The sequence below is a fragment of the Emticicia aquatica genome (genome assembly GCF_923079645.1).
Lineage (GTDB): Bacteria > Bacteroidota > Bacteroidia > Cytophagales > Spirosomataceae > Emticicia > Emticicia aquatica.
This window is the reverse complement of record NZ_CAKLPY010000005.1, coordinates 30,901-51,545: the sequence shown is the minus strand read 5'-3', so window position 1 is coordinate 51,545 and position 20,645 is coordinate 30,901. Positions and strand designations below refer to the sequence as shown.

The following is a 20,645-nucleotide window of genomic DNA, read 5'->3' as shown; positions in this document are numbered from 1 at the left end:
ATAAATTAGGCGTAATGAATGGTGTAAATTCAAAATCTATCATTTTTCTTTTAGCGTTATAAAAACGGGTAATATCACCAAACCTAACACCTCTTTTTTACTCAATTTCAATGCTCCTGTAAAACTAATTTCGTCACCAATTTTAATTTTTGATATATTTTTCGGCAATACTTTTTCTCTAATTACCGTATTTAAGGCTTCCGAAACTTTATTAAAATCAGCATTTGTTTTAAAATCCGTCAATTTTACTAAACCTGACGCATCACGAATGGCATTCCCAAAAATATACTTGGTTTCGAGGTTGATAAAACTGCCATTTAGAGCAGCAATTGTCAATTGTCCATTGTCGATTTTGCTCACTTTTCCTTGACTTTTCACCATAAAAAAAGCCGAATTTCCAATACCTAATCTATTGCCGTGGGTTTTAAAAGCGGAGTCAGAATTTTCTTTAATTTGAACCAAAAGTTCATTTAAATCAATTGCTTTGGTATTTGTCAAAATACCTTTAAAATAAAGTGAATCGGCAAATAAATTGAAATCAAAAGTGACATTTTTTTGATTTTTGTGCGTACTTAATTTTTGGAAATAAACCGAATTATAGCCTAAAAATGCTATCAAAATCACCGAAAATGTACATTTATAGATGCTTTTCATGCTCAATATTTATTTGCATTTGAAGATTTTACTAACTCAACTTCAACTGGAACTCTTTGTGGAAATTCTCTTCGCCCCTTGAAATACTCATCGGCATATTGAGCGGCTGTTTTTGCCATTACTTTTGGATATTGCATTCCAGTTGCCACAATTTTATTTTCTCTGATTTTCTCAACTACTTCAGATGCTCCATCAAAACCAAAAACTCTGACTTTGTCAGCTTTTCCAGCCGACTGAAGAGCTTGATACGCACCCATCGCCATTGCATCATTTCCGCAGAAAACAGCATCAATATCTGGTTGTGCTTGCATGATTGTTTCTAAAACTTCCATTGCTTTATTTCGGTCAAAATCACCGCTTTGTTGAGCAACCATTTTTAAGTTTGGAAATTTATCTACCACCGAATGAAACCCTCCTGACCTTGCCCAAGTATTATTATCACCAACTAAACCGATTATTTCGACGTATTTTCCTTTTTCACGGAGCGTTTTCACAAATTCAATACCTATTTCAACGCATCCTGAATAATTATCAGATAATATTTGACTCGTTGCAGCATCATCAGCGTTGACTTCTCTATCCATACAAAAAACTGGAATTTTTGCCGTTTTTGCTTTCAAAATGTTTGCGATTGACCCATCAGCATCGGTTGGATTAAATAAGATAGCATCGAAACCCGATGAAATAAGGTTTTCAAAGTTATCCGACTCGGTTGCTGGATTGTTTTGGGAATCAAAGATTTTTGCCTCATAACCAAGTTTTTTGGCATTTTCGGCAGCAGATTCAGCCAAAACCACAAACCAAGGATTATTCAGCGTAGAAATAACTACGGCAATTTTGGGTTTTTCGACTTCTTTTTTAATCGAGCAAGCCAAAATCAACAATGATAAAATCAAAGAAAGATATTTCATGGATTAAGCATATTTAATACTGTTTTTTCTAAACCATTTGAAGAAATACCATAATGGTCGAATATTTCATTTTGCGAACCTGAAACTGTGTGTTCATCGGGCAAACCAATAATTTTGAATTTATTTCTACATCCATTTTGGAATAAAAGAGCAGCTACTGCTTCACCCAAACCGCCGTTGATGGAATGTTCTTCAACGGTAATTATTGGTTTTTCATTGGAGGCGGTTGCTAATACCAAATCCGTATCTAGAGGTTTAATGGTGTGCATACTGATTATTTTGCAAGAAATTTGGTGTTTATCTTGCAAAATTTTGGCAGTTTCAACGCATGGTAAAACAGCTTCTCCTGTGGCAATAAAAGTCAAATCCGAACCATTTCTGATTACTCGCCCTTTCCCAATTTGAAAATTTTCGTTACTAACCAATTCATTCTGACCAATATTTTTTAAATCAGTTGGCATTGCTTTCTTACCAAAACGTATATAGATTGGCATTTGGAATTCAGTCGCTTGCTTGATGACTTCCCTAGTTTCGTAATTATCAGCAGGAGCGACAATTGAAATATTATTTATTGCTCGTAAAACTGCAAAATCATGTAAACTATGGTGCGTGCTGCCCAAAGCTCCGTAACTGACGCCCGCCGAAATTCCAATCAATTTTACCGCATTATCTGAGTAACAAACATCATTTTTGATTTGCTCCAAACTTCGTGCAGTTAAAAAACAAGCGGGCGAAACGGCAAAAGTTTTTTTATCCATGCTTGCTAAACCCGCTGCCACACCCACCAGATTTTGTTCGGCAATGCCCACTTCTACAATTTGCTCAGGGAATTTTTGTCCAAAAGGAACGAGTTTCCCTGAGCCACGAGAATCGCTCGTAACAACCATTATATTTTTGTCTTTTTCTGCTAAAAACTGAAGTGTTTCCGAAAAAACTTCAAGATTTGCTTTCTTTAATATGTCTTTTATTTCCATTAGTCTGCGTCGTTTTTTACAAAAACATATTTAAAAATTACTCAAAGAATCAGCAGCTAATTCTTCCATTGCTTGTTCAAATTGTTCGGCAGTTGGTACTCCATGATGCCATTTTAATACATTTTCCATGTAACTTACCCCTTTTCCTTTTACGGTATGTGCTATCAGAAACGAAGGTTTTCCTGTCTCGAAAGGTAAATTTTTCAAGGTTTGAGTTAGTTCTTCCAAATTATGTCCATCTACGTGTTTTACAGCCCATCCAAATGCTTCAAGTTTTTTGTCAATGGGTTCGAGGCCCATTACTTCGGCATTTGGAGCGGTAATTTGTAATTTATTATAATCCAAAATAGCACAAAGATTATCTAATTTATAGTGAGCTGCAAACATCATCGCTTCCCAATTTGAGCCTTCGGCCATCTCTCCGTCGCCCAAAACTGTAAAAACTTTCACAGGTGAATTATCTTTTTTTGCCGCCAAAGCCATACCCGAACACATCGGTAATCCATGACCTAAGCCACCCGTATTTTGCTCCATTCCTTTGATATACTTGGTTGGATGCCCAATGTATGGTGAATTATATTGGCAAAGTGTCAATAAATCATCTTCAGGAAAAAAACCTTTATCGGCCAATACAACATATAATGCTTCAACGCAATGGCCTTTGCTTTGAACGTATCTGTCACGCAGATTTGAATGAAAATTTTCGGGAGAAACATTCATAATCCGATTATACAGTACATTCAAAATATCAATAATCGACAAACTACCGCCCGTATGTCCAGCTTTAGCATTGTAAATATATTTGAGAATTTTTCGACGATAAACTCGTGATTTCTCTTTTAATTCAGTTTCAATCATTATTTTTCAAGAAATCTTCTTAATGTTTATACACTTCCCATCCCATATAATTACTTAATGCTTCCTCTAAAATGGCTGCTGTTTTTGATGCGTTCATTACGACATGATGCTCAAAACCATTGCGACAAACGTATTTCATCAAACCTTGTAAGTCTGAAATTTGAGCCACTGCCCGATTGCCAAATGTACTTAATGGATCGTTTGTTAACTCACCCTCACCAATATACGCTTTGATAATTCCTTTGGGGTCGTCGGTACTGATTCTTCCGTAGGTCAAAGGCATTGCTGGCGTTCTTCCATCCAACGCACCGTAGGTGTTTTCTACGCCAACCGTTGTTCCAAGAATAGGTGCTGTTCCAATTGAAATATCTGGCAAGAATGATTTTGCCCAGTTTCCGCAGTGAAATAAAACACATTTATCGGGGTCATCGGCATAATTATTATTCCAATCGACCAAGGCACTCGGTGAACCAGATGCTAATTGCATGGCGTACATACTCAATGTTCCTGTAACATCGACCTCGCACGCACTTGGCAACATATTTTCCGACATGATGCTCATACTCGTACAAACATTACAACCATAGTTTTGCTGCAACGAAGTCCAGCATTGAATAGCCGTGGCATCGAGAGCGTATTCTTCCATAAATTCTTTCAAAACGACATCCAATTTTGCAATTTGAATCATGGCTTCGTTTGGTGTTTTTCCCTTAGGTGCATACGCATTAATTGCTTCCAAATGTTGTTTTACAACAGTATCATCTATGGTGAGTTTATTGGCTTTTCCCAAAATTTCAGAAAGGTCAACCGTCGTTACAGTTATGCCATTTCTTTGCAAAATTTTCTCAGAATAACGAACAGTATTAAAAGCTCCAGGTCTTGCTCCTACTGCTCCAATTCTTACGTTTCTGAGTCCTTTTACAACTCGACAAACGGCCACAAAATCAAGTAAATCTTTCTGAAAAACAGCCTCAGAAGGAGAGCTAACATGTTGACTTGTAAGCGAATACTTAATACCGTATTGGTATAAATTGTTACAAACAGAGATTTTTCCGCACCATGAATCTCGGCGATTGACCACGTTCATTTTAGTCAGTTCATCGGGATAAGCTTGTACCAAAACAGGAACATTCAACCCTGTTAATTTCAAGGTATCTGCAACGCCTTTTTCATCCCCAAAATTGGGTAAAAGCACTAAAACACCAACAATTTCTTCACGATGTGCTTTGAATAAATCGGCACATTTTTGGGCTTCTTTATACGTTTCAACGCCGCCTAACTTTGTGTCCGTACTATCCAAAAGGATAGGTTTTAATTTTAGTTTAGCAAAAACATCAATAATTTCGGTTCTTGCTTTTTCTACCAAACTATCTGGAAAAAAGTCTCTATTTCCAATGATTATACCTAAACTTAGCATTTTTTATTTTGTTAAATGTCATTTTTTACTTCAAAAATCCTTGCATTTTCAACCAAAGGCCAAAATGTTCTATCCATGCATCGGTCGTAATATTGCTTTTTCTCATGCCAAAACCATGACCGCCTTTTTCATAAATATGCAGTTCTGTTGGCTGTTTTGCTTGAAACCATTTGTTATAAATATTAATGCTATGTGGCACAAAACCTAATTGATCATCGCTGGCAACGGCAATAAAAATAGGCGTTTTTACCTTCGGAACTTCATTTCCAATAATGGCTTTTTCGTAAGCATAAATAGGAGCTACGAAATTAGGGCGGCTTTCATCAGTTGCACTATAAATTACTGACATCGTGAGCGTTGCACCCGCCGAAAATCCAATAAAACCAATTTTATTGCCAGCAATTTTTAGTTCATTTGCATGTGTCCGTACATATTTTACAGCTGTTAAGCCATCTTGCAAGGCCAATGGAACAACAGCCGCATTTTCTTCATCTAAAGTTTTGAAATTACCCATTTTGCCCATCAATTCTTTTACTGGGTCGTCGGTAAAACTTCTTGCAAGACGATACTTCAAAACGAATGCCGCAATACCATTTGAATTGAGCCATTTCGCAACCTCAATTCCTTCAGAATCCATTGAAAGCGTATGAAATGCCCCACCTGGAGCAACAATTACGGCTGTTCCATTGGCATTTGATGGTTCGGGTAAATATGCGGTAATCGTTGGATTTACAACATTATAAGCCACACGATTATTAAACATATTTTTAACGCTTTCACCTTCGCTCCAAGTCCAAGTTTCCGAACCAGGTGCTTTTCCTTCGTAAAGCGAAATTACTTTTTGAGCTTGTGTATTTTCAAAAGCCCAAATTAGCACTATAAAAGAAAGAATATATTTCATTTTTTAATGGGGTTAATTGGGTATTAAATTTCTTTTTTCAAATAATCTAAACTTCGTTTTAACGCAATTTCTGGCGAAGCAACCATGTCTTGCTCCACGAAATAATGCTCTACTCCTATTTCTTTCGCTTTTTTGATGATTCCTTTTAAATCTAGTACGCCATCACCCGCAGTGGTCATATTTGAAAAAAGAGGAATCCATTGCGAGGCATTTCCACCATCGCCCGAAAACTCTTTTTTCTCTTTCATGTCTTTCAAGTGTAACATTTTGTAGCGGTTCGGATATTTTTCCAAATATGAAATTGGGTCTGCTCCTCCTGATGCTGTCCAAAAAATATCTAATTCAAAAAACACTAAATTTGGGTCTGTTTGGTCAAGAATAATTTGTAAAGGAATTTGCCCATCCATTGGTTTGATACCATAACCATGATTATGATAGCCAAATTTTATTCCGTTCTTTTTTGCACTTTCCCCAATTTTATTGAACGTTTCGGCTATTCGTTTGTAATCGTCCAGAGTTTTTCTTTTGTCATCAGGAATGGCGGGCAATGTCACATACGTTTGCCCCAACACGTGAGCAGCTTCGCCAAGTTTATCCATTCCATTTATTAGCGTGTCTAAATCTGTGTGCATGGCAGGTGTTTTCAATCCATTATCTGATAAAATAGATTTTATTTCTTGAATACTTCGCCCAAAATAGCCACTTCCACTAAAACCGAGCATTGGCGTTACAGCAGCCCAACTTTTATGAGCCATCTCCGTACTAAAAGGAAATGGGCCGAAAAGTTCCAACTCTTTATAACCCATTTGAGATAACATTTTAATGCCACCAACAAAATCTTCAGAAAGCATTTTGGGCAATGAAAAAAGCTGAATTCCCATGAGGTTTTTGATTTCCATTTCAGCAAAAATTTTTTGTATTGGCGTTAAAGCTAAAGCCGATAAAATACCTGTGTTTTTTATAAAATTGCGTCTTGTTGTCATATCTATATTTTGATTTATATTGAAATCTTTAACTTTTTAATGTCACTTTTCAGCATTTAATTTCTTAATTTCAAGCAATTATTACTTCAATTTCATTATCTCTAAAAACCTCTTTGTGTTTTTCCTCAATACCTGCATCCGTAATGATATAATCTATCAAACCCAACGCCCCCAAACTTGCCAAAGCACTTTTACCGATTTTTGTACTATCAGCAACCAAATATGTAACTTCGGCTGCGTCAATCATTGCTTTTTTTACGACTAAATCGCTGATACTCGGATAAGTCAAACCTGATTTTAGCGAAATACCTGCCGTTGCCAAAAACAACTTTTGAACATTTAATCCTTTAAAAAAATCTGCGGCTTTTTGTCCTGTCAACGAAAGGGTTGGTGGCTTAAATTCTCCTCCCGTCATTATCACTTCTATGCCCGATTCTGTTCCCAACATCAAGGCAATATTTAAGGCATTTGTAATCACAGTCAAGTTTTTTAAGCCTTTTAGTTTTTTGGCAATTTCGGTGGTTGTACTTCCTGAATCAAGAATAATTGTATCGCCCGACTCAATAAATTCAAGGCATTTTTGGGCAATCACTTCTTTTTTATCTAAATTTTCTTGATGCACCAACGAAAAACTCCGCACCTGGTCTTCTACATTTTTCAAGAAAGCCCCACCGTGTTCTTTTATAATTAGCCCTTCGCTTTCTAATTTTTCTAAGTCTTGCCGAATCGTAACTTCGGTTACTTTGAACAGCCTAGATAAGTCCACAACCTTTGCTGAACCATCTTCTTTTAATAGGTCTAAAATTTTTTCTCGACGTTGATTTGGTAGCATTGCCATAATTTTAATTCAAAAATAAAAGATAGTAATCGTAAATAAAAATAAATAAACGAAAATATTTGAAACCATTTATTTTGTTTTTAATTTCGTAAACTAAATTTAGTTAAACTATTTCTTAGATAAAGGTAATTTAAAAATAAATTTTATAAATAAAATGAAAACAAAAATAAGTCTATTTCTTTTGATTAGTTGCTTAGGTTTACTGATGAATGAAAAACTTTTTGCCCAAAACAACCCAAAACCACGAACCATTGTAACCACCGACGGCGAACTTGATGACGTTGATTCTTTCATTAGAATGTTGCTTTATTCTAATGAATTTAAACTTGAAGGTTTGGTTTATAGTAGTTCGCAATGGCATTATAAAGGCGATGGCAAAGGCACAAAAATGATTTCAGAATTAGAAACAACCGCCAAACGCTACGGTGAGCGAACTGACCTTCGTTGGCCAGGAACAACTTGGATGCAAGAATTATTAGATGAATACGGCAAAATACAGCCTAATTTATTAAAACACGCCAAAGGTTTTCCAACCGCCACCGAATTGAAAAAAATGGTAAAAGTAGGAAATATCGACTTTGAAGGCGAAATGAGCAAAGAAACTGAAGGCTCGGAATGGATAAAAAAAATACTTTTAGATGAAAATCCACAACCGGTTTATTTGCAAATTTGGGGTGGTACAAATACAGTTGCACGGGCTTTAAAATCAATCGAAGAAACGTATAAAAACCAACCGAACTGGACAGCTATTTATGAAAAAGTATCTAAAAAAGCAATAATATATGCCGTTTTGGACCAAGATGCCACTTACAAAAAATACATCGCTCCGAATTGGAACAAGATTAGAGTTTTTTATAATTCTAATCAATTTTGGTGTTTAGCTTATCCGTGGACAATGGTTGTTCCGACCGAACTACAACCATTTTTGCGAGGCGAATTTATGGCTAAAAACATTATTCATAATCATGGACCACTTTTAGCAAAATACTATTCGTGGGGCGATGGACAAAAAATTGCCGACGACCCAGAGCATGACCAAGGTACAATTGCAGAAATGGAAAAACGGAAAATGACAAAATATGATTTCATTTCGGAAGGAGATTCACCAGCCTATTTTCAATTATTGGATGTTGGTTTGATGAACCGTGACAACCCAGAATTTGGTGGCTGGGGCGGTAGAATGGTGCAATCAGCTACAAACCCGTTTCGATGGGAAGATGCCCCTACATTGACAGATTATAATCCATTTACCAACAAACAAGATGCTTCTTTTCCTCAGACACGTTGGATTGATGCGTTACAATTGGACTTTGCGGCTCGTGCTGATTGGTGTGTAAAAGATTATAAATCGGCGAATCACGCTCCAAAAATCTCAGTTTTAGAAGGAAATCGAATCAACGTAAAAGCAGGGCAGCAATTAAACTTAAATGCCAAGGCAATCGACCCTGATGGAAATAAAGTTTCTTTTAAATTTTGGCAATATCAAGAAGCAGGAACTTCCAGTGAAAAAGTTATAATGACCGCAAAAGATAATAAAGCCCAAGTAACGGTTCCGACTTCGGTTAAAAGTGGTGATACTTTTCATATTATTGTGGAAGGAAAAGATGCAGGAATACCTACACTTATTAGGTATCAACGCGTGATATTGACAGTGAAATAAATAATTTTATTTTTATTGAAATGAATAAAAATTAAGTGTTTATTTGGATAAAATTAATGAAAACTATGAAAAAAACATTGAATTGGTCTATTTTCTTATTGCTGACAAGTATTACAGCTTTGGCTCAAACTAATAATGCCATTTCTAAAAATGAAATTCCAACAGCACTTAATGGTGTTTTTAGCAAAGACCAAGTTCAATCAGCTAGCGAGATATACCTTAATTCATGTGCCATTTGTCATGGACGAGATTTACGTGGTTCGGAAGGCGGTTCGGCACTAATTGGCGACAGGTTTCAGACCAAATGGAAAAATAAGACTTTGCGAGAATTGTTTCTTTACACAAAGTCAACAATGCCTAAGACAAAACCCAATTCTTTCGATGAAAAAACTTATGCAGCACTTATAGCCTTTATTTTGAATGCAAATGGATTCCCTTCGGGCGAAAAACCATTAGCCTTTAAAAACATTGCCGACAAAACCATTTTGGGGGCAGCTCCTCCTTCTCGTGTAAGTATGGGCTTTAAACCAGCAATTTCTGAAAATAAGCCCAAAACAATCGAAGCAGATTGGCCACAACACAGAGGCGATTTTGGTAGTACAAATTACTCTGTTTTGAATCAAATTAATGAAACAAATGCTCCTCAATTAAAAATCGCTTGGCGTTGGAAAACTGATAATTTTGGGCCAAGCCCAGAATATTATTTTAAGTCAACTCCGTTAATGGTCAAAGGCGTACTTTATACAACTGCAGGTTTGAGTCGCTCTATTGCGGCGATTGATGCCGAAACAGGAGAAACACTTTGGACATTTCGTTTGGATGAAAAAGAGCGAAAAGCTTATGTTCCAAGACAAAATTCGGGGCGGGGCGTTGCTTATTGGTCGGATGAGAAAGGAGGTAAAGATCGAGTAGTTTTTATTTCTCCAAGCTTTCAATTAGTGGCACTTGATGCTCAAACAGGAAGACCAATAAATGATTTTGGAGAAAACGGTATAGTTGATTTAAAAAAAGGATTAGGAAGCCACGTTGACCCATTAACTTCAACCATCGGTTCAACATCTCCACCAATCATTGTAAACGATGTAATTATCATGGGAGCGAGTTTTCCTGTTGGTTTAGCCCCCACTTCTAAAAGCCAAACAAGAGGTGATATTATGGGTTATGATGTGAAAACAGGTAAACAATTATGGATTTTTCATACAATTCCGCAAGCAGGTGAATTAGGTAACGAAACATGGAAAGATGAAAGTTGGAAATACACAGGCAATGCTGGAGCTTGGGCTCCATTAACTGCCGACCCAGCATTAGGATATGTTTATCTTCCGCTTGAAGCCGCAACAGGTGATTTTTATGGTGGACATCGCTCAGGTGATAATTTGTTTTCTCAAAGTTTGGTTTGCCTCAATGCCAAAACAGGAGAACGAGTTTGGCACTATCAACTAATACATCATGACATTTGGGATTATGATTTGCCAGCACCGCCAATTTTAGCTGATATTAATGTTGATGGAAAAGCAATAAAAGCCGTTATTCAGGTTACGAAACAAGCATTTGCTTTTGTTTTTGATAGAATTACAGGAAAACCAGTTTGGCCAATTGAAGAACGAGCGGTTCCCAAAAGTACTGTTCCAGGAGAAATAACGTCCCCTACACAGCCATTTCCAACGAAACCCGCTCCATTTGACAGACAAGGATATTCGGATGATATTTTGGTAGATTTTACGCCCGCCATTAAAAAAGAAGCATTGAAAATTGTTTCAAAATTCAACAAAGGCCCTTTATATACGCCTGTCAATCTTTACAATCCCCCAAACCAGTTAGGTACTTTAATGATACCAGATGCTGTTGGCGGTGCTAATTGGCAAGGCGGCGTTTTTGACCCCGAAAAAGGCATACTTTATGTTTCGTCAAGCACTGTTTTACGACCTATGAGCATTGAGCCTTCAACGAATAATTCCGATATGGCATACGTTGCGTATATGGGTACTTCAAGAATTGGACCTTATGGATTACCCTTAGTAAAACCTCCATACGGTAGAATTACTGCCATTGACTTAAATACAGGCGAGCATAAATGGATGGTTCCGAATGCAGACACACCAAAATGGGTTAAAGAAAATCCTGCTTTGAAAGGCCTTAAAATTCCAAGAACTGGCTCACCCGAACGTGTGGGAATGTTGGTTACTAAGTCTCTCCTTTTTGCTGGCGAAGGCTCTGGATTATATGCTTCTGATGGTGGTGGTGGAAAAATTTTCCGAGCATATAATAAAGAAACAGGTAAAATTATAGCTGAACTTGAATTACCAGCCAATCAAACGGGTGTTCCGATGACTTATTCTGTCAATGGCAAACAATACATCGTGGTTGCGGTTGGTGCAGTTGGGCATCCTGGCGAATTAGTTGCACTTAGTTTGTAACTTTATTCATCGTTTTATTTTAAAATTCAACCCTAAATAACTATAAAATTGACTTCCAAAATTAAAACTCTTATTGACCAAAGCCCAATGACTCGGCTACAATATACGACCATTTTTATTTGTATATTAATGAATATGCTTGATGGAATGGATGTAATGGTAATTTCGTATGCTGCTCCGAGCATTGTAAAATCATGGTTAATTTCGCCAGAAAAACTAGGAATTGTATTTAGTGCAGGATTACTAGGAATGACATTAGGAGCGATGTTTCTTGCCCCAAAAGCAGATATTATTGGTCGCAAAAGTATGATTTTATTGAGTGCTATTTTAATGGGAATCAGCATTTTCGCTACGGCTTACGTTCAATCTATTGAATTGTTAGTAATAATTCGCATCATCAGCGGTTTGGGTATTGGTGCGATGTTGGCCAGCACTGCCACGCTGACATCGGAATATACGCCGAATAAAACCAAAGATTTTTGGGTAAGTTTTGTGATAGCTGGATACCCGATTGGTGCAGTTTTGTCTGGTTTGGTGGCTGCCAAAGTCATTCCGCAATCGGGTTGGCAAGCGGTTTTTCAAATAGCGGGCATTGCAACATTGATTACGATTCCTTTAATTTATTTCCTTTTGTCCGAATCGCTTGATTTTTATCTAAAAACACAACCGCCAAATGCACTAAAAAAAGCCAATGAAATACTTCTTAAAATGAGATTTCCAATCTTAAATAATCTGCCCGAACAGCCAATTGAAAAAACAAATATTTCGGTCAAATCGCTCTTGGTTGGTGCAACAAGGTTGTCAACAATACAGCTTTGGATAGCCCTCTTTATGGCGTTTGCAACATTGTATTTTTTAACCAATTGGATTCCAAAATTGGCAACTAACGCAGGTTTATCAATCGAATTGGCGATTTATGCAGGAACAGTTTTTAATATGGGTGCATTTTTAGGAATTATTACGCAAGGTTATCTTTCAAGCAAATTTGGTTTGAAAAAAACAATTGGTGGATTCTTGATTTTGACGGCCATTTTGATGGCAACATTTGGTTATTTCTCTGGCTCAGATGTGATACTGTTATTGTTTGGTTTAATTGGCTTCGGAATTCAAGGTGGTTTTGTTGGACTTTATGCCGTTTCGGCACGTTTGTATCCGACCGAAATTCGTACCACTGGGGTTGGTTGGGCAATCGGAGCGGGACGTTTAGGAGCAATAATTGGACCTCTTTTAGGTGGTGTTTTTATTGGAATGGGACTTTCGATGACAACAAATTTTATGATTTATGCCATTCCTGCTTTAATCGCGGGGATTTTTACTATTTATATTTCTTCGGATACAATTAGTTAAAAACCCAAACTGATTATTTAGCAAGAGATTCTTTCAAAACCAATAACTATGAAAACAAAAATATATGTTGGAATAATAGTGCTGCTCATCTTTGTAATTACTTCAGCAGTGCAAACCAACTACTTAACAGATGATGTTGATTGGGCTGAATATTTAGGTGGAGCCGACCGAAATCATTATTCAACTTTGACCCAGATTAAACCTGAAAATGTAAATAAATTACAGGTTGCATGGTCATATTCAACACCAGATTCGGGTCAAATACAAGCAAATCCAATTATTGTCGGAGGTATTTTGTACGGTGTTACAGCCTCGGTTCAAGCATTTGCTTTGGATGCTGCTTCGGGCAAGGAGATTTGGCGATTTGGCGACCCGCTCAAAAATTGGGCAAGTACCAGCAGAGGCGTAACCTATTGGCAAAAAGGAAATGATAAACGAATTTTATATACCGCTGGTCCAAATCTTTGGGCTTTGGATGCAACGAATGGAAAGCCAATTGAGTCGTTTGGAGAAAATGGAAAGATTGACTTGCATACAGGCTTATCAGAGATAGCCAAAAATAAATTTATTATCTCAAATACGCCAGGAACGCTCTTTGAAGACTTGATTGTGATGCCATTACGTCTTTCGGAAGATGCTGATGCTGCTCCTGGTGACATTAGAGCGTTTAATGTAAAAACAGGAAAATTGGCTTGGACTTTTCATACTATTCCTTATACTGGCGAATTTGGCTACGAAACTTTCCCGAAAGACGCTTATAAAAACACATATACTGGTGCAGCAAACAATTGGGCAGGAATGGCCGTTGACCAAAAAAGAGGTATTATTTATGTGCCAACTGGCTCGGCAGGATACGATTTTTTTGGTGGAAATCGCAAAGGTCAAAATTTATTCTCTAATTGCCTTTTGGCCTTAGATGCTCGCACAGGCAAACGTCTCTGGCATTTTCAAACGACACACCATGATATTTGGGACAGAGATTTACCCGCTCCACCAAACTTGATTACGATTACCCAGAAAGGGAAAAAAATTGATGCCGTAGCTCAGGTTACCAAACAAGGATTTGTATTTGTTTTTGATAGAGTCACAGGTAAACCCATTTTTCCAATCAAAGAAATGCCTGTGCCAAAATCAATGCTACCTGGCGAAATCACTTGGCCAACTCAACCGATTCCGACTAAGCCCGCTCCTTTTGCCAGACAATCAAAATCATTAACTGAAAATGAAATTAGTCCGTATGCCGAAAACCGTGAAGAACTAATTCAAAATCTTAAAAAATATCAAACGGCTACCTATTCACCAGGAAGCAAAGAAGGAACAATTATATTCCCAGGTTATGATGGTGGAGCAGAATGGGGAGGAGCCGCTACCGACCCAGAGGGTATTTTGTATGTCAATGCCAACGAAATGGCTTGGGTACAAACAATGGTTGAAAATCCAAAACAAGACAACTTTACCAACCTAAGTGCAGGCGAAAAACTTTATAAATCGTATTGTATTGCTTGTCATGGAACAGACCGCAAAGGAAATCCGAAATCAAATTATCCATCATTGATTGATATTGAAAAAAAGAGAGATAAAGCTTTTTTAACCCAAATAGTTACTGCTGGAAAAGGAATGATGCCAGGTTTTACAATGCTTTCGGCTACCGAAAAACAAGCTTTAGTTTCGTTTCTATTTGGCGATGAAAAAAAAGAAATAAGTGCTACAACTAGCACATCGAAACCTGTTTATATTCCATTTAGAAGTACGGGCTATAATAAGTTCTTGGATAATAAAGGCCTTCCGGCCATCACGCCACCATGGGGAACAATGAGTGCGATTAACTTAAATACAGGCGAATATTTATGGAAAATCCCATTTGGTTACGAACCCAGTCTCAAAGAAAAGGGAATTGATAACACAGGGACAGAAAATTACGGAGGCCCAGTTGTAACGGCAAGTGGCTTGCTTTTTATTGCTGCCACAAAAGACGGAATGTTTAGGGCATTCGACAAAAAAACTGGCAAATTACTTTGGGAAACGAAACTTCCAGCTGCGGGTTTTGCAACGCCATCAACCTACCAAATTAAAGGAAAACAATACATTGTTATTGCTTGTGGTGGTACAAAGTTAGGCACAAAAAAAGGCAATAAGTACGTTGCTTTTGCCCTTCCATGAAAGATGTTTTTTGAATAAAAGTCTTTATAATTTGAAGACTTTTATTCAAAAAATGTAAAATAGCTAATTTCAATGATTTATTTAAAAGGATTATTAAACGTAATAGTTGAATAATAAAACGCACCAATAGTTGGCCCTGCAACGAAACTTACATATTGACGATTTAACATATTTGTTCCCGCTAATTTTATTTGAATCCCTTGTTTTCTGAGATTGTAAGTCAATTGAGCATCAAAATTATGAATTTTCGGGACTATTCCTGTTGCTAAAGCCGATTGCCATAAAAAAGACTCTTGGTATTTATAATTAACACTAAAACCTATATTTTTTGTGAATGTTGAATTATTAATACCCACATTAATTATCCAACGAGGCGTATTAAATGCTTCTTCAAAACCATCATTGTTTGCCACATTTTTGAGCTTTGCGAAAGAAGTATTGCTTATAATCGTAAAATTCTTGTAGAAATTATATGCTAAACTAACACCCCCACCAAAATTTCTAACGATAGTTTTTGAATTTGTCCAAAGCCGATAACGTGCCTGTTTATTTCGGTCATACATATAAAAAGCCAACGAATCAGTATTTGTCCCTGTTGGAACATTGGCTTCAATTTGAGCCATGAAATTTCGATAGACATTGTAGTAAAAATCTGCATCTACAAATAATCTTTTCCCTATCGGATAGCCTTTGTATCCGATTTCAAAGCTATTAACATATTCTGGTTGTAAATACGTATAATCATTTTTTCGGAGAATATTTTTATTCTTCAAAATTGCCTCATTTTGACTTAATTTATTAATATTTATATCCTGATTTACGGCCGCCGTAAAATCATCAATAGTTTTGCGTAAGTACGAATTTTCAAAAATACCTTGTGACATAATCGGTAAACCGCCCACACGCTTTACGCCACCGCTATTGATGTTTGAAAATGCCTCAAATAGACTCGGAAAACGATAACCATTTTGATAGTTAAGTCGGAAATGATTATTGTCATTAAGCGAATAAACCATTGAGCCACGTGGGTTAAATCGCAAATTAAAATATTGATTTTTATCTCCCCTTAACGTAAAAATTACTTTTATTTTTTCGTCTAAAAACTTCTTGCTCAATTGTACAAATCCACCCGTTTTCCAATAAGTTAAATTCTTTCCTGTTTCTTTTGGATTAATAAAATAGTTTCCATCAGGAATCACAAAGTAATTTCTGTAATCAAACCCAGCTAGAAGTCCAAATCCGTTTTTTTGTAAATCAGGCAAAAATTTATGGCTTAAATCGATCAAACCTTCAGTATGTAAAAGATATGATTTTACTCTCAAAGCGGCTCCGTTATCCCAATTGTTAATATCGCCAAGTTTAGTTATTAAATCATTAAATTGCTGTGTATTGGGTTGTGGACGGCCTTTGTCTGCAAAGTTTCTAGCACTATTCAACGCATCAATTATCGTTTTACCTTGCTTATTTTGGTTGTTATATTTGTTTGTGAAATCTGTAAACCAGACGTTATCACTTTTGAAATTTCGGTCAATATTTTCGGCCATGGAACGAATATTATAAGATTTTCCTGTGTTTTCAGCAGTTAAATATAATTTTAGTTGCGTATTCAGATTTTGATAAACCACCGCATTTTGAGATAAACGATAATTATCCAAACGAAACCGATTTGTTCGTTGATACACATTATCTAACTGTGCATATTTAAAAATATAAGAAATCTCGTGATTAGGTTTTAGCCTATAATTTACCGAAAAATCACCTTTAATGTTATTAATAGAATAATCTGTTACTTCTTCTTCAAAATAGCCTGTTCGTGCAACTACGTATTTTTTACCATTCAACGTAAGTGTTCGACGATTCGACGACTCATTTCCGTACGAATTTACATAATCAGCTCCAACATTATCTTTTCCGATTAAACCAACTGAAGTATTGGCGGTTGGATTTAAGTCTAATGTTGAACTTGCCATCCAATCATAACCTTTTTGATATGTAAAATTTGTTTTAAAGGCCCATTTTTCATTCAATTTTTTGGCGAAACGCAAGCTTGTTTCTGTAAATAATTTAGGGCTAATATGCTCATTATTAATATGATTAATGCCTGTTTTTTGCTGGATACTCAACCCTTCGGATTCAAATGGATTGATGGTTATCAAATTTACTAAGCCATTTAATGAGTTCATACCGTATAATGCCGATGCAACGCCAGGAATCATTTCAACTTGATGAATATCAAGGTCATTCGGAGTCATAGCAGATGCAACTGGCGAGCCAATATGTGGAGCTTGATTATCAATTCCATCAACTAATTGCACAAATCTTACATTGGTTGTATTCGTAAACCCACGTGCGTTATACACCCTAAATCCTAAACTCGGTGTGATGAGCTGAATCCCTCGCATATTTTCGATGGCATCAAAATAACTTAAAGTGGGACTTTGCTGAATCTGTTTTAGGGTCAACAATTCTATACTCGTAGGCGACTTTAAATATTTTTCTTTTATTCTTGACGCCGAAACAACTATTTCATCTAACATTTTAGATTTAACCGAATCTATTGTTTGGGCGAATATTTGAGAAGGAAATAATAACACGCAAATCGTTATATACTTCAATATATAACGATTTGCGTGAAAAAGTAAATTTTTAAACATCGTTTATTTTTTTAGGGATTTATAAAATCGAAACGTTATATTTGCAAATATATAACGCGATTTACTTATGATTGCAAGAAAGTTTCTATTTTTTCAGAAAAGTACAACCGAATATCAGCATGAAGTTGCTTAAAACTTGCGATTAATAACTTGCCTTCATCGGTAACGATTGTTCCGCCACCTTTTTCACCACCAGCTTGAGTAATAACAATAGGAGTAACGGTTTGTTGATTTATTGAATGAATAGAGTCCCAAGCTTTTTTATAGGACATTCCCATAAGTTTGGCTGCTTGACTAATAGAACCTGTTTCTATAATTTTTTCGAGTAATTCAATTCTTCCTGGCCCTAAAAAACGGTCATTTGTACTTTCTATTCTTAGCATATCATTGATATGAAAAGTCATAGAAGGGTTTAATATATCTTTGATTAACATCTTATTTTTCATTTTGACAAATATAATTAATTTAAAAACTAACCCGATACCAATCTTTCAAAATACAAAGTTATGGATTCACTTTTTTTACTTCTTTTTCTTTTAGCTATAGTTGCTTTTCTATATTCCTCCGTTGGTCATGGTGGAGCGAGTGGTTATTTGGCGGTGATGGCAATCATGGGTGTTGCTCCTTCAATGATGAAATCGTCAGCATTAGTGATGAATCTTGCAGTATCTTTATTTTCATTCATTGGTTTTTATAAAGCTGGGCATTTTCGCTTAAAACTGTTCCTTCCTTTTGCGATTGCAAGTGTACCGATGGCATTTTTAGGCGGTACAATGACGCTCTCAGATGCCATTTATAAGAAAGTATTAGCTGTATGTATTCTTTTTTCAATAGTCAGATTGATATATAAATTCAATAGTAAAAATGAACCTAATCGCCCGATTCCAATATGGGCAGGATTACTTTCGGGTGGAATCATTGGCTTACTTTCTGGAATGATAGGAATCGGAGGCGGTATTATATTGAGCCCTTTGATGCTTCTCCTGCGATGGGCTACTTTGAAAGAAACTGCAGCAGTTTCTGCACTTTTCATTTTTGTAAATTCGCTATCAGGTCTTTATGGGCAAATCCAAAAAGGGGGCATTCATCTCACCGAAAATCTTCAATGGGCTGTTTTGGCTACTATTATTGGTGGTTTAGCGGGTTCGTATTTTGGTAGTCAAAAATTTAATGTACCCACTTTAAAAAACCTTTTAGCTTTAGGTTTAGTGATTGCTTGCTTGAAATTGATTTTTACTTAAAATTCTGAATAGATTTAGTTGTTGAAGCTGATGGTAAATCTCAAATGAAGGTATCAGAAAAAATCTTGCTTATTTCAACAAAAGAGTTTAAAACAGCAAGGCGACGGTAAAAAGTTTGCAAAGTATCGAAATAAAGAAAATTTAGTAAATGCTATTTTTTAGAATCATTTACCTTTGCTAAAACCATGTATTGATTGTCTAATCAAACATCTGGTTGATTAGTGTTTTATGTAAAAATTTAACAACCTAGTTTCAAAAAAATTAGTCATATAAAATTATACAATAAAAATTGGTATGTACCATCTTAAAGGTATCTTACCCTATTTGTTTTTTTGAAAAACTAGCATATTTCTTTTTCTCTGAATAAAAAGTAACCGTTTTCACGCAATAATGCCCAACCTCTTTCAAGTAATTAAAGACTTAGTTTGTATTCCGACAAAAAGCAAGTTTCTCTAATACAATTAGATAACCTGAAAACACCGTGTATCCTTTCTTTTCACAAACTATTTTAGCAATAGACCAAATAAAATATCTGATTGATTATTGCTAATCATACCCTACTAAAAAACTATTTTTTTTGTATTATATTCAAAAAAATGTTTAAACGGTATCGTTTTTTAGTCTAAAATTTACAACTAAATCTTACCTTTGCCAGTATCAGAAACCCTAAACAATTTTTGCTTTCTTGTAATGCCCTACCACTATAATGCTTACGGATTATTGATAGAATCGACCATCGAATTACCAGCGTTTGTACCTGCAGTAACCGATTTATCAATGCCTGCAATCAACATTATTTGTGGAAGCGTCCCTCCTACTCTGAAAGATTTACCAACTGAGCATAACGAATATTTATCATTCAATGACCATGAGTTTAAATTTGAAATGCCAGCCATTGCTCGGTATTATATTTGTAATGGTGAGTTAATAATTATTGAACCACTATCCAATAATTGGCGAGAGATTTTATTATATTTCTATTCTAATTGTATGGCCAGCGTTCTTTTTCAACGCAACTTGATTCCGTTTCATGTCTCTGGGGTTTTTATCAATGACACCAAAGTTCTTTTATTTGCTGCACCATCTCAAACAGGAAAATCTACTACGTCAATTCTGTTGCAACAAAAAGGATATGCACCTTTTACCGATGATACGGCAGTAATAAACGTAGAAAACGAAAAATGTTATGCTCAAGCGTCATATCCCATGATACGCGTTTGGCAAAACACTATCAATAATCAAACATTATTGCCAGAAACCGAAAAAGAATATTTGTGGTCCGACAATGAGGTTGATAAATTTAGTTACTTTTTTCATGAAAAATTTATCAGTAAAAAAGTGGAAATAGCTGGGATTGTTTTTTTAGAAAAGCTTGGCGAACAAATACAAATCGAATCTCTTAAACCAACACAAAGCATTCAATTTTTAGGACAAAACATTTATCGTGGACTTTGGCTTCGAGCAATGAATAAAGGAAAACTTCAGTTTGAAGTGTTGAGCAAAATTGCCAATAAAATACCTGCTTACAGAGCAATTCGACCCGAAAATACACCAAGTTTTGACGTTTTTGCCGAAGCAATCGAAAATCAAATAATTAAAAAAATACTTTCTGAAAAATTGTAAAATAAAC

The 20,645-nt window shown here is 36.0% G+C and carries 16 protein-coding genes; 6 read left to right on the top strand and 10 right to left on the bottom strand.

All coding sequences use genetic code 11. The features are described from left to right. Nucleotides 1–39: 39 nt before the first annotated feature. The 8 genes from MJQ71_RS19030 to MJQ71_RS18995 form a co-directional block, all read right to left on the bottom strand. Nucleotides 40–654, bottom strand: coding sequence for a DUF2291 domain-containing protein (locus tag MJQ71_RS19030; RefSeq protein ID WP_238808525.1), 615 nt, complete (start codon nucleotides 652–654; stop codon nucleotides 40–42). Between the two features lie 2 nt (nucleotides 655–656). Next, on the bottom strand, nucleotides 657–1,565 hold the full coding sequence (locus MJQ71_RS19025; protein WP_238808524.1) for a D-ribose ABC transporter substrate-binding protein: 909 nt from the start codon (nucleotides 1,563–1,565) through the stop codon (nucleotides 657–659). Next, nucleotides 1,562–2,539 (bottom strand): transketolase family protein, encoded by a 978-nt coding sequence (locus MJQ71_RS19020; RefSeq protein ID WP_238808523.1) that lies wholly within the window; start codon nucleotides 2,537–2,539, stop codon nucleotides 1,562–1,564. The genes MJQ71_RS19025 and MJQ71_RS19020 overlap by 4 nt, the downstream gene beginning before the upstream one ends. A 30-nt stretch (nucleotides 2,540–2,569) precedes the next feature. Next, entirely contained in the window at nucleotides 2,570–3,397 is an 828-nt protein-coding gene (locus MJQ71_RS19015; RefSeq protein WP_238808522.1) for a transketolase, read from the bottom strand. Between the two features lie 19 nt (nucleotides 3,398–3,416). Further along, the gene (locus tag MJQ71_RS19010; protein WP_238808521.1) at nucleotides 3,417–4,814 is read right to left on the bottom strand and encodes an L-fucose/L-arabinose isomerase family protein; all 1,398 of its coding nucleotides are present in this window, start codon (nucleotides 4,812–4,814) and stop codon (nucleotides 3,417–3,419) included. Between the two features lie 25 nt (nucleotides 4,815–4,839). Beyond that, the gene (locus MJQ71_RS19005; RefSeq protein WP_238808520.1) at nucleotides 4,840–5,715 is read right to left on the bottom strand and encodes an alpha/beta hydrolase; all 876 of its coding nucleotides are present in this window, start codon (nucleotides 5,713–5,715) and stop codon (nucleotides 4,840–4,842) included. A 23-nt stretch (nucleotides 5,716–5,738) separates the two neighbouring features. After that, nucleotides 5,739–6,698, bottom strand: a complete 960-nt coding sequence (locus tag MJQ71_RS19000; protein ID WP_238808519.1) for a sugar phosphate isomerase/epimerase family protein — start codon at nucleotides 6,696–6,698, stop codon at nucleotides 5,739–5,741. Nucleotides 6,699–6,768: 70 nt separating this feature from the next. Next, nucleotides 6,769–7,530, bottom strand: coding sequence for a DeoR/GlpR family DNA-binding transcription regulator (locus MJQ71_RS18995; protein ID WP_310587548.1), 762 nt, complete (start codon nucleotides 7,528–7,530; stop codon nucleotides 6,769–6,771). A gap of 160 nt (nucleotides 7,531–7,690) precedes the next feature. On the opposite strand from MJQ71_RS18995, the gene MJQ71_RS18990 reads away from it, so the two are divergent. From MJQ71_RS18990 to MJQ71_RS18975, 4 genes are all read left to right on the top strand, one after another. Beyond that, a complete protein-coding gene (locus MJQ71_RS18990) occupies nucleotides 7,691–9,196 on the top strand; it encodes a DUF1593 domain-containing protein (protein ID WP_238808517.1) in 1,506 nt (501 codons plus the stop codon). A 65-nt stretch (nucleotides 9,197–9,261) separates the two neighbouring features. Continuing rightward, nucleotides 9,262–11,613: an outer membrane protein assembly factor BamB family protein gene (locus tag MJQ71_RS18985; RefSeq protein ID WP_238808516.1), complete on the top strand. Its 2,352-nt coding sequence runs from the start codon at nucleotides 9,262–9,264 to the stop codon at nucleotides 11,611–11,613. Between the two features lie 48 nt (nucleotides 11,614–11,661). Further along, on the top strand, nucleotides 11,662–12,960 hold the full coding sequence (locus MJQ71_RS18980; protein ID WP_238808515.1) for an MFS transporter: 1,299 nt from the start codon (nucleotides 11,662–11,664) through the stop codon (nucleotides 12,958–12,960). A gap of 48 nt (nucleotides 12,961–13,008) precedes the next feature. After that, nucleotides 13,009–15,120: an outer membrane protein assembly factor BamB family protein gene (locus tag MJQ71_RS18975; protein WP_238808514.1), complete on the top strand. Its 2,112-nt coding sequence runs from the start codon at nucleotides 13,009–13,011 to the stop codon at nucleotides 15,118–15,120. A gap of 77 nt (nucleotides 15,121–15,197) precedes the next feature. Here the strand turns inward: MJQ71_RS18975 and MJQ71_RS18970 are convergent, their stop codons facing one another. Next, nucleotides 15,198–17,774 (bottom strand): TonB-dependent receptor, encoded by a 2,577-nt coding sequence (locus MJQ71_RS18970; protein ID WP_238808513.1) that lies wholly within the window; start codon nucleotides 17,772–17,774, stop codon nucleotides 15,198–15,200. Nucleotides 17,775–17,839: 65 nt separating this feature from the next. Further along, a complete protein-coding gene (locus MJQ71_RS18965; protein ID WP_238808512.1) occupies nucleotides 17,840–18,220 on the bottom strand; it encodes a winged helix-turn-helix domain-containing protein in 381 nt (126 codons plus the stop codon). Between the two features lie 60 nt (nucleotides 18,221–18,280). Between MJQ71_RS18965 and MJQ71_RS18960 the strand changes: the two genes are divergently transcribed. Together MJQ71_RS18960 and MJQ71_RS18955 are read left to right on the top strand one after the other, a co-directional pair. Further along, nucleotides 18,281–19,015 carry a sulfite exporter TauE/SafE family protein gene (locus tag MJQ71_RS18960; protein ID WP_238808511.1) on the top strand — a complete coding sequence of 245 codons (735 nt, stop codon included), beginning with the start codon at nucleotides 18,281–18,283 and terminating at the stop codon, nucleotides 19,013–19,015. A 690-nt stretch (nucleotides 19,016–19,705) separates the two neighbouring features. Beyond that, the gene (locus tag MJQ71_RS18955) at nucleotides 19,706–20,638 is read left to right on the top strand and encodes a hypothetical protein (protein WP_238808510.1); all 933 of its coding nucleotides are present in this window, start codon (nucleotides 19,706–19,708) and stop codon (nucleotides 20,636–20,638) included. Nucleotides 20,639–20,645: the final 7 nt, after the last annotated feature.

What these genes read in the sequence shown, in the direction of transcription:
- MJQ71_RS19000 (WP_238808519.1), bottom strand. Translation starts at nt 6,698, where the DNA reads ATGACAACAAGACGCAATTTTATAAAAAACACAGGTATTTTATCGGCT.
- MJQ71_RS19015 (WP_238808522.1), bottom strand. Translation starts at nt 3,397, where the DNA reads ATGATTGAAACTGAATTAAAAGAGAAATCACGAGTTTATCGTCGAAAA.
- MJQ71_RS19010 (WP_238808521.1), bottom strand. Translation starts at nt 4,814, where the DNA reads ATGCTAAGTTTAGGTATAATCATTGGAAATAGAGACTTTTTTCCAGAT.
- MJQ71_RS18955 (WP_238808510.1), top strand. Translation starts at nt 19,706, where the DNA reads ATGCCCTACCACTATAATGCTTACGGATTATTGATAGAATCGACCATC.
- MJQ71_RS18995 (WP_310587548.1), bottom strand. Translation starts at nt 7,530, where the DNA reads ATGCTACCAAATCAACGTCGAGAAAAAATTTTAGACCTATTAAAAGAA.
- MJQ71_RS19025 (WP_238808524.1), bottom strand. Translation starts at nt 1,565, where the DNA reads ATGAAATATCTTTCTTTGATTTTATCATTGTTGATTTTGGCTTGCTCG.
- MJQ71_RS19005 (WP_238808520.1), bottom strand. Translation starts at nt 5,715, where the DNA reads ATGAAATATATTCTTTCTTTTATAGTGCTAATTTGGGCTTTTGAAAAT.
- MJQ71_RS18970 (WP_238808513.1), bottom strand. Translation starts at nt 17,774, where the DNA reads ATGTTTAAAAATTTACTTTTTCACGCAAATCGTTATATATTGAAGTAT.
- MJQ71_RS18975 (WP_238808514.1), top strand. Translation starts at nt 13,009, where the DNA reads ATGAAAACAAAAATATATGTTGGAATAATAGTGCTGCTCATCTTTGTA.
- MJQ71_RS18960 (WP_238808511.1), top strand. Translation starts at nt 18,281, where the DNA reads ATGGATTCACTTTTTTTACTTCTTTTTCTTTTAGCTATAGTTGCTTTT.
- MJQ71_RS18985 (WP_238808516.1), top strand. Translation starts at nt 9,262, where the DNA reads ATGAAAAAAACATTGAATTGGTCTATTTTCTTATTGCTGACAAGTATT.
- MJQ71_RS19030 (WP_238808525.1), bottom strand. Translation starts at nt 654, where the DNA reads ATGAAAAGCATCTATAAATGTACATTTTCGGTGATTTTGATAGCATTT.
- MJQ71_RS19020 (WP_238808523.1), bottom strand. Translation starts at nt 2,539, where the DNA reads ATGGAAATAAAAGACATATTAAAGAAAGCAAATCTTGAAGTTTTTTCG.
- MJQ71_RS18965 (WP_238808512.1), bottom strand. Translation starts at nt 18,220, where the DNA reads ATGAAAAATAAGATGTTAATCAAAGATATATTAAACCCTTCTATGACT.
- MJQ71_RS18990 (WP_238808517.1), top strand. Translation starts at nt 7,691, where the DNA reads ATGAAAACAAAAATAAGTCTATTTCTTTTGATTAGTTGCTTAGGTTTA.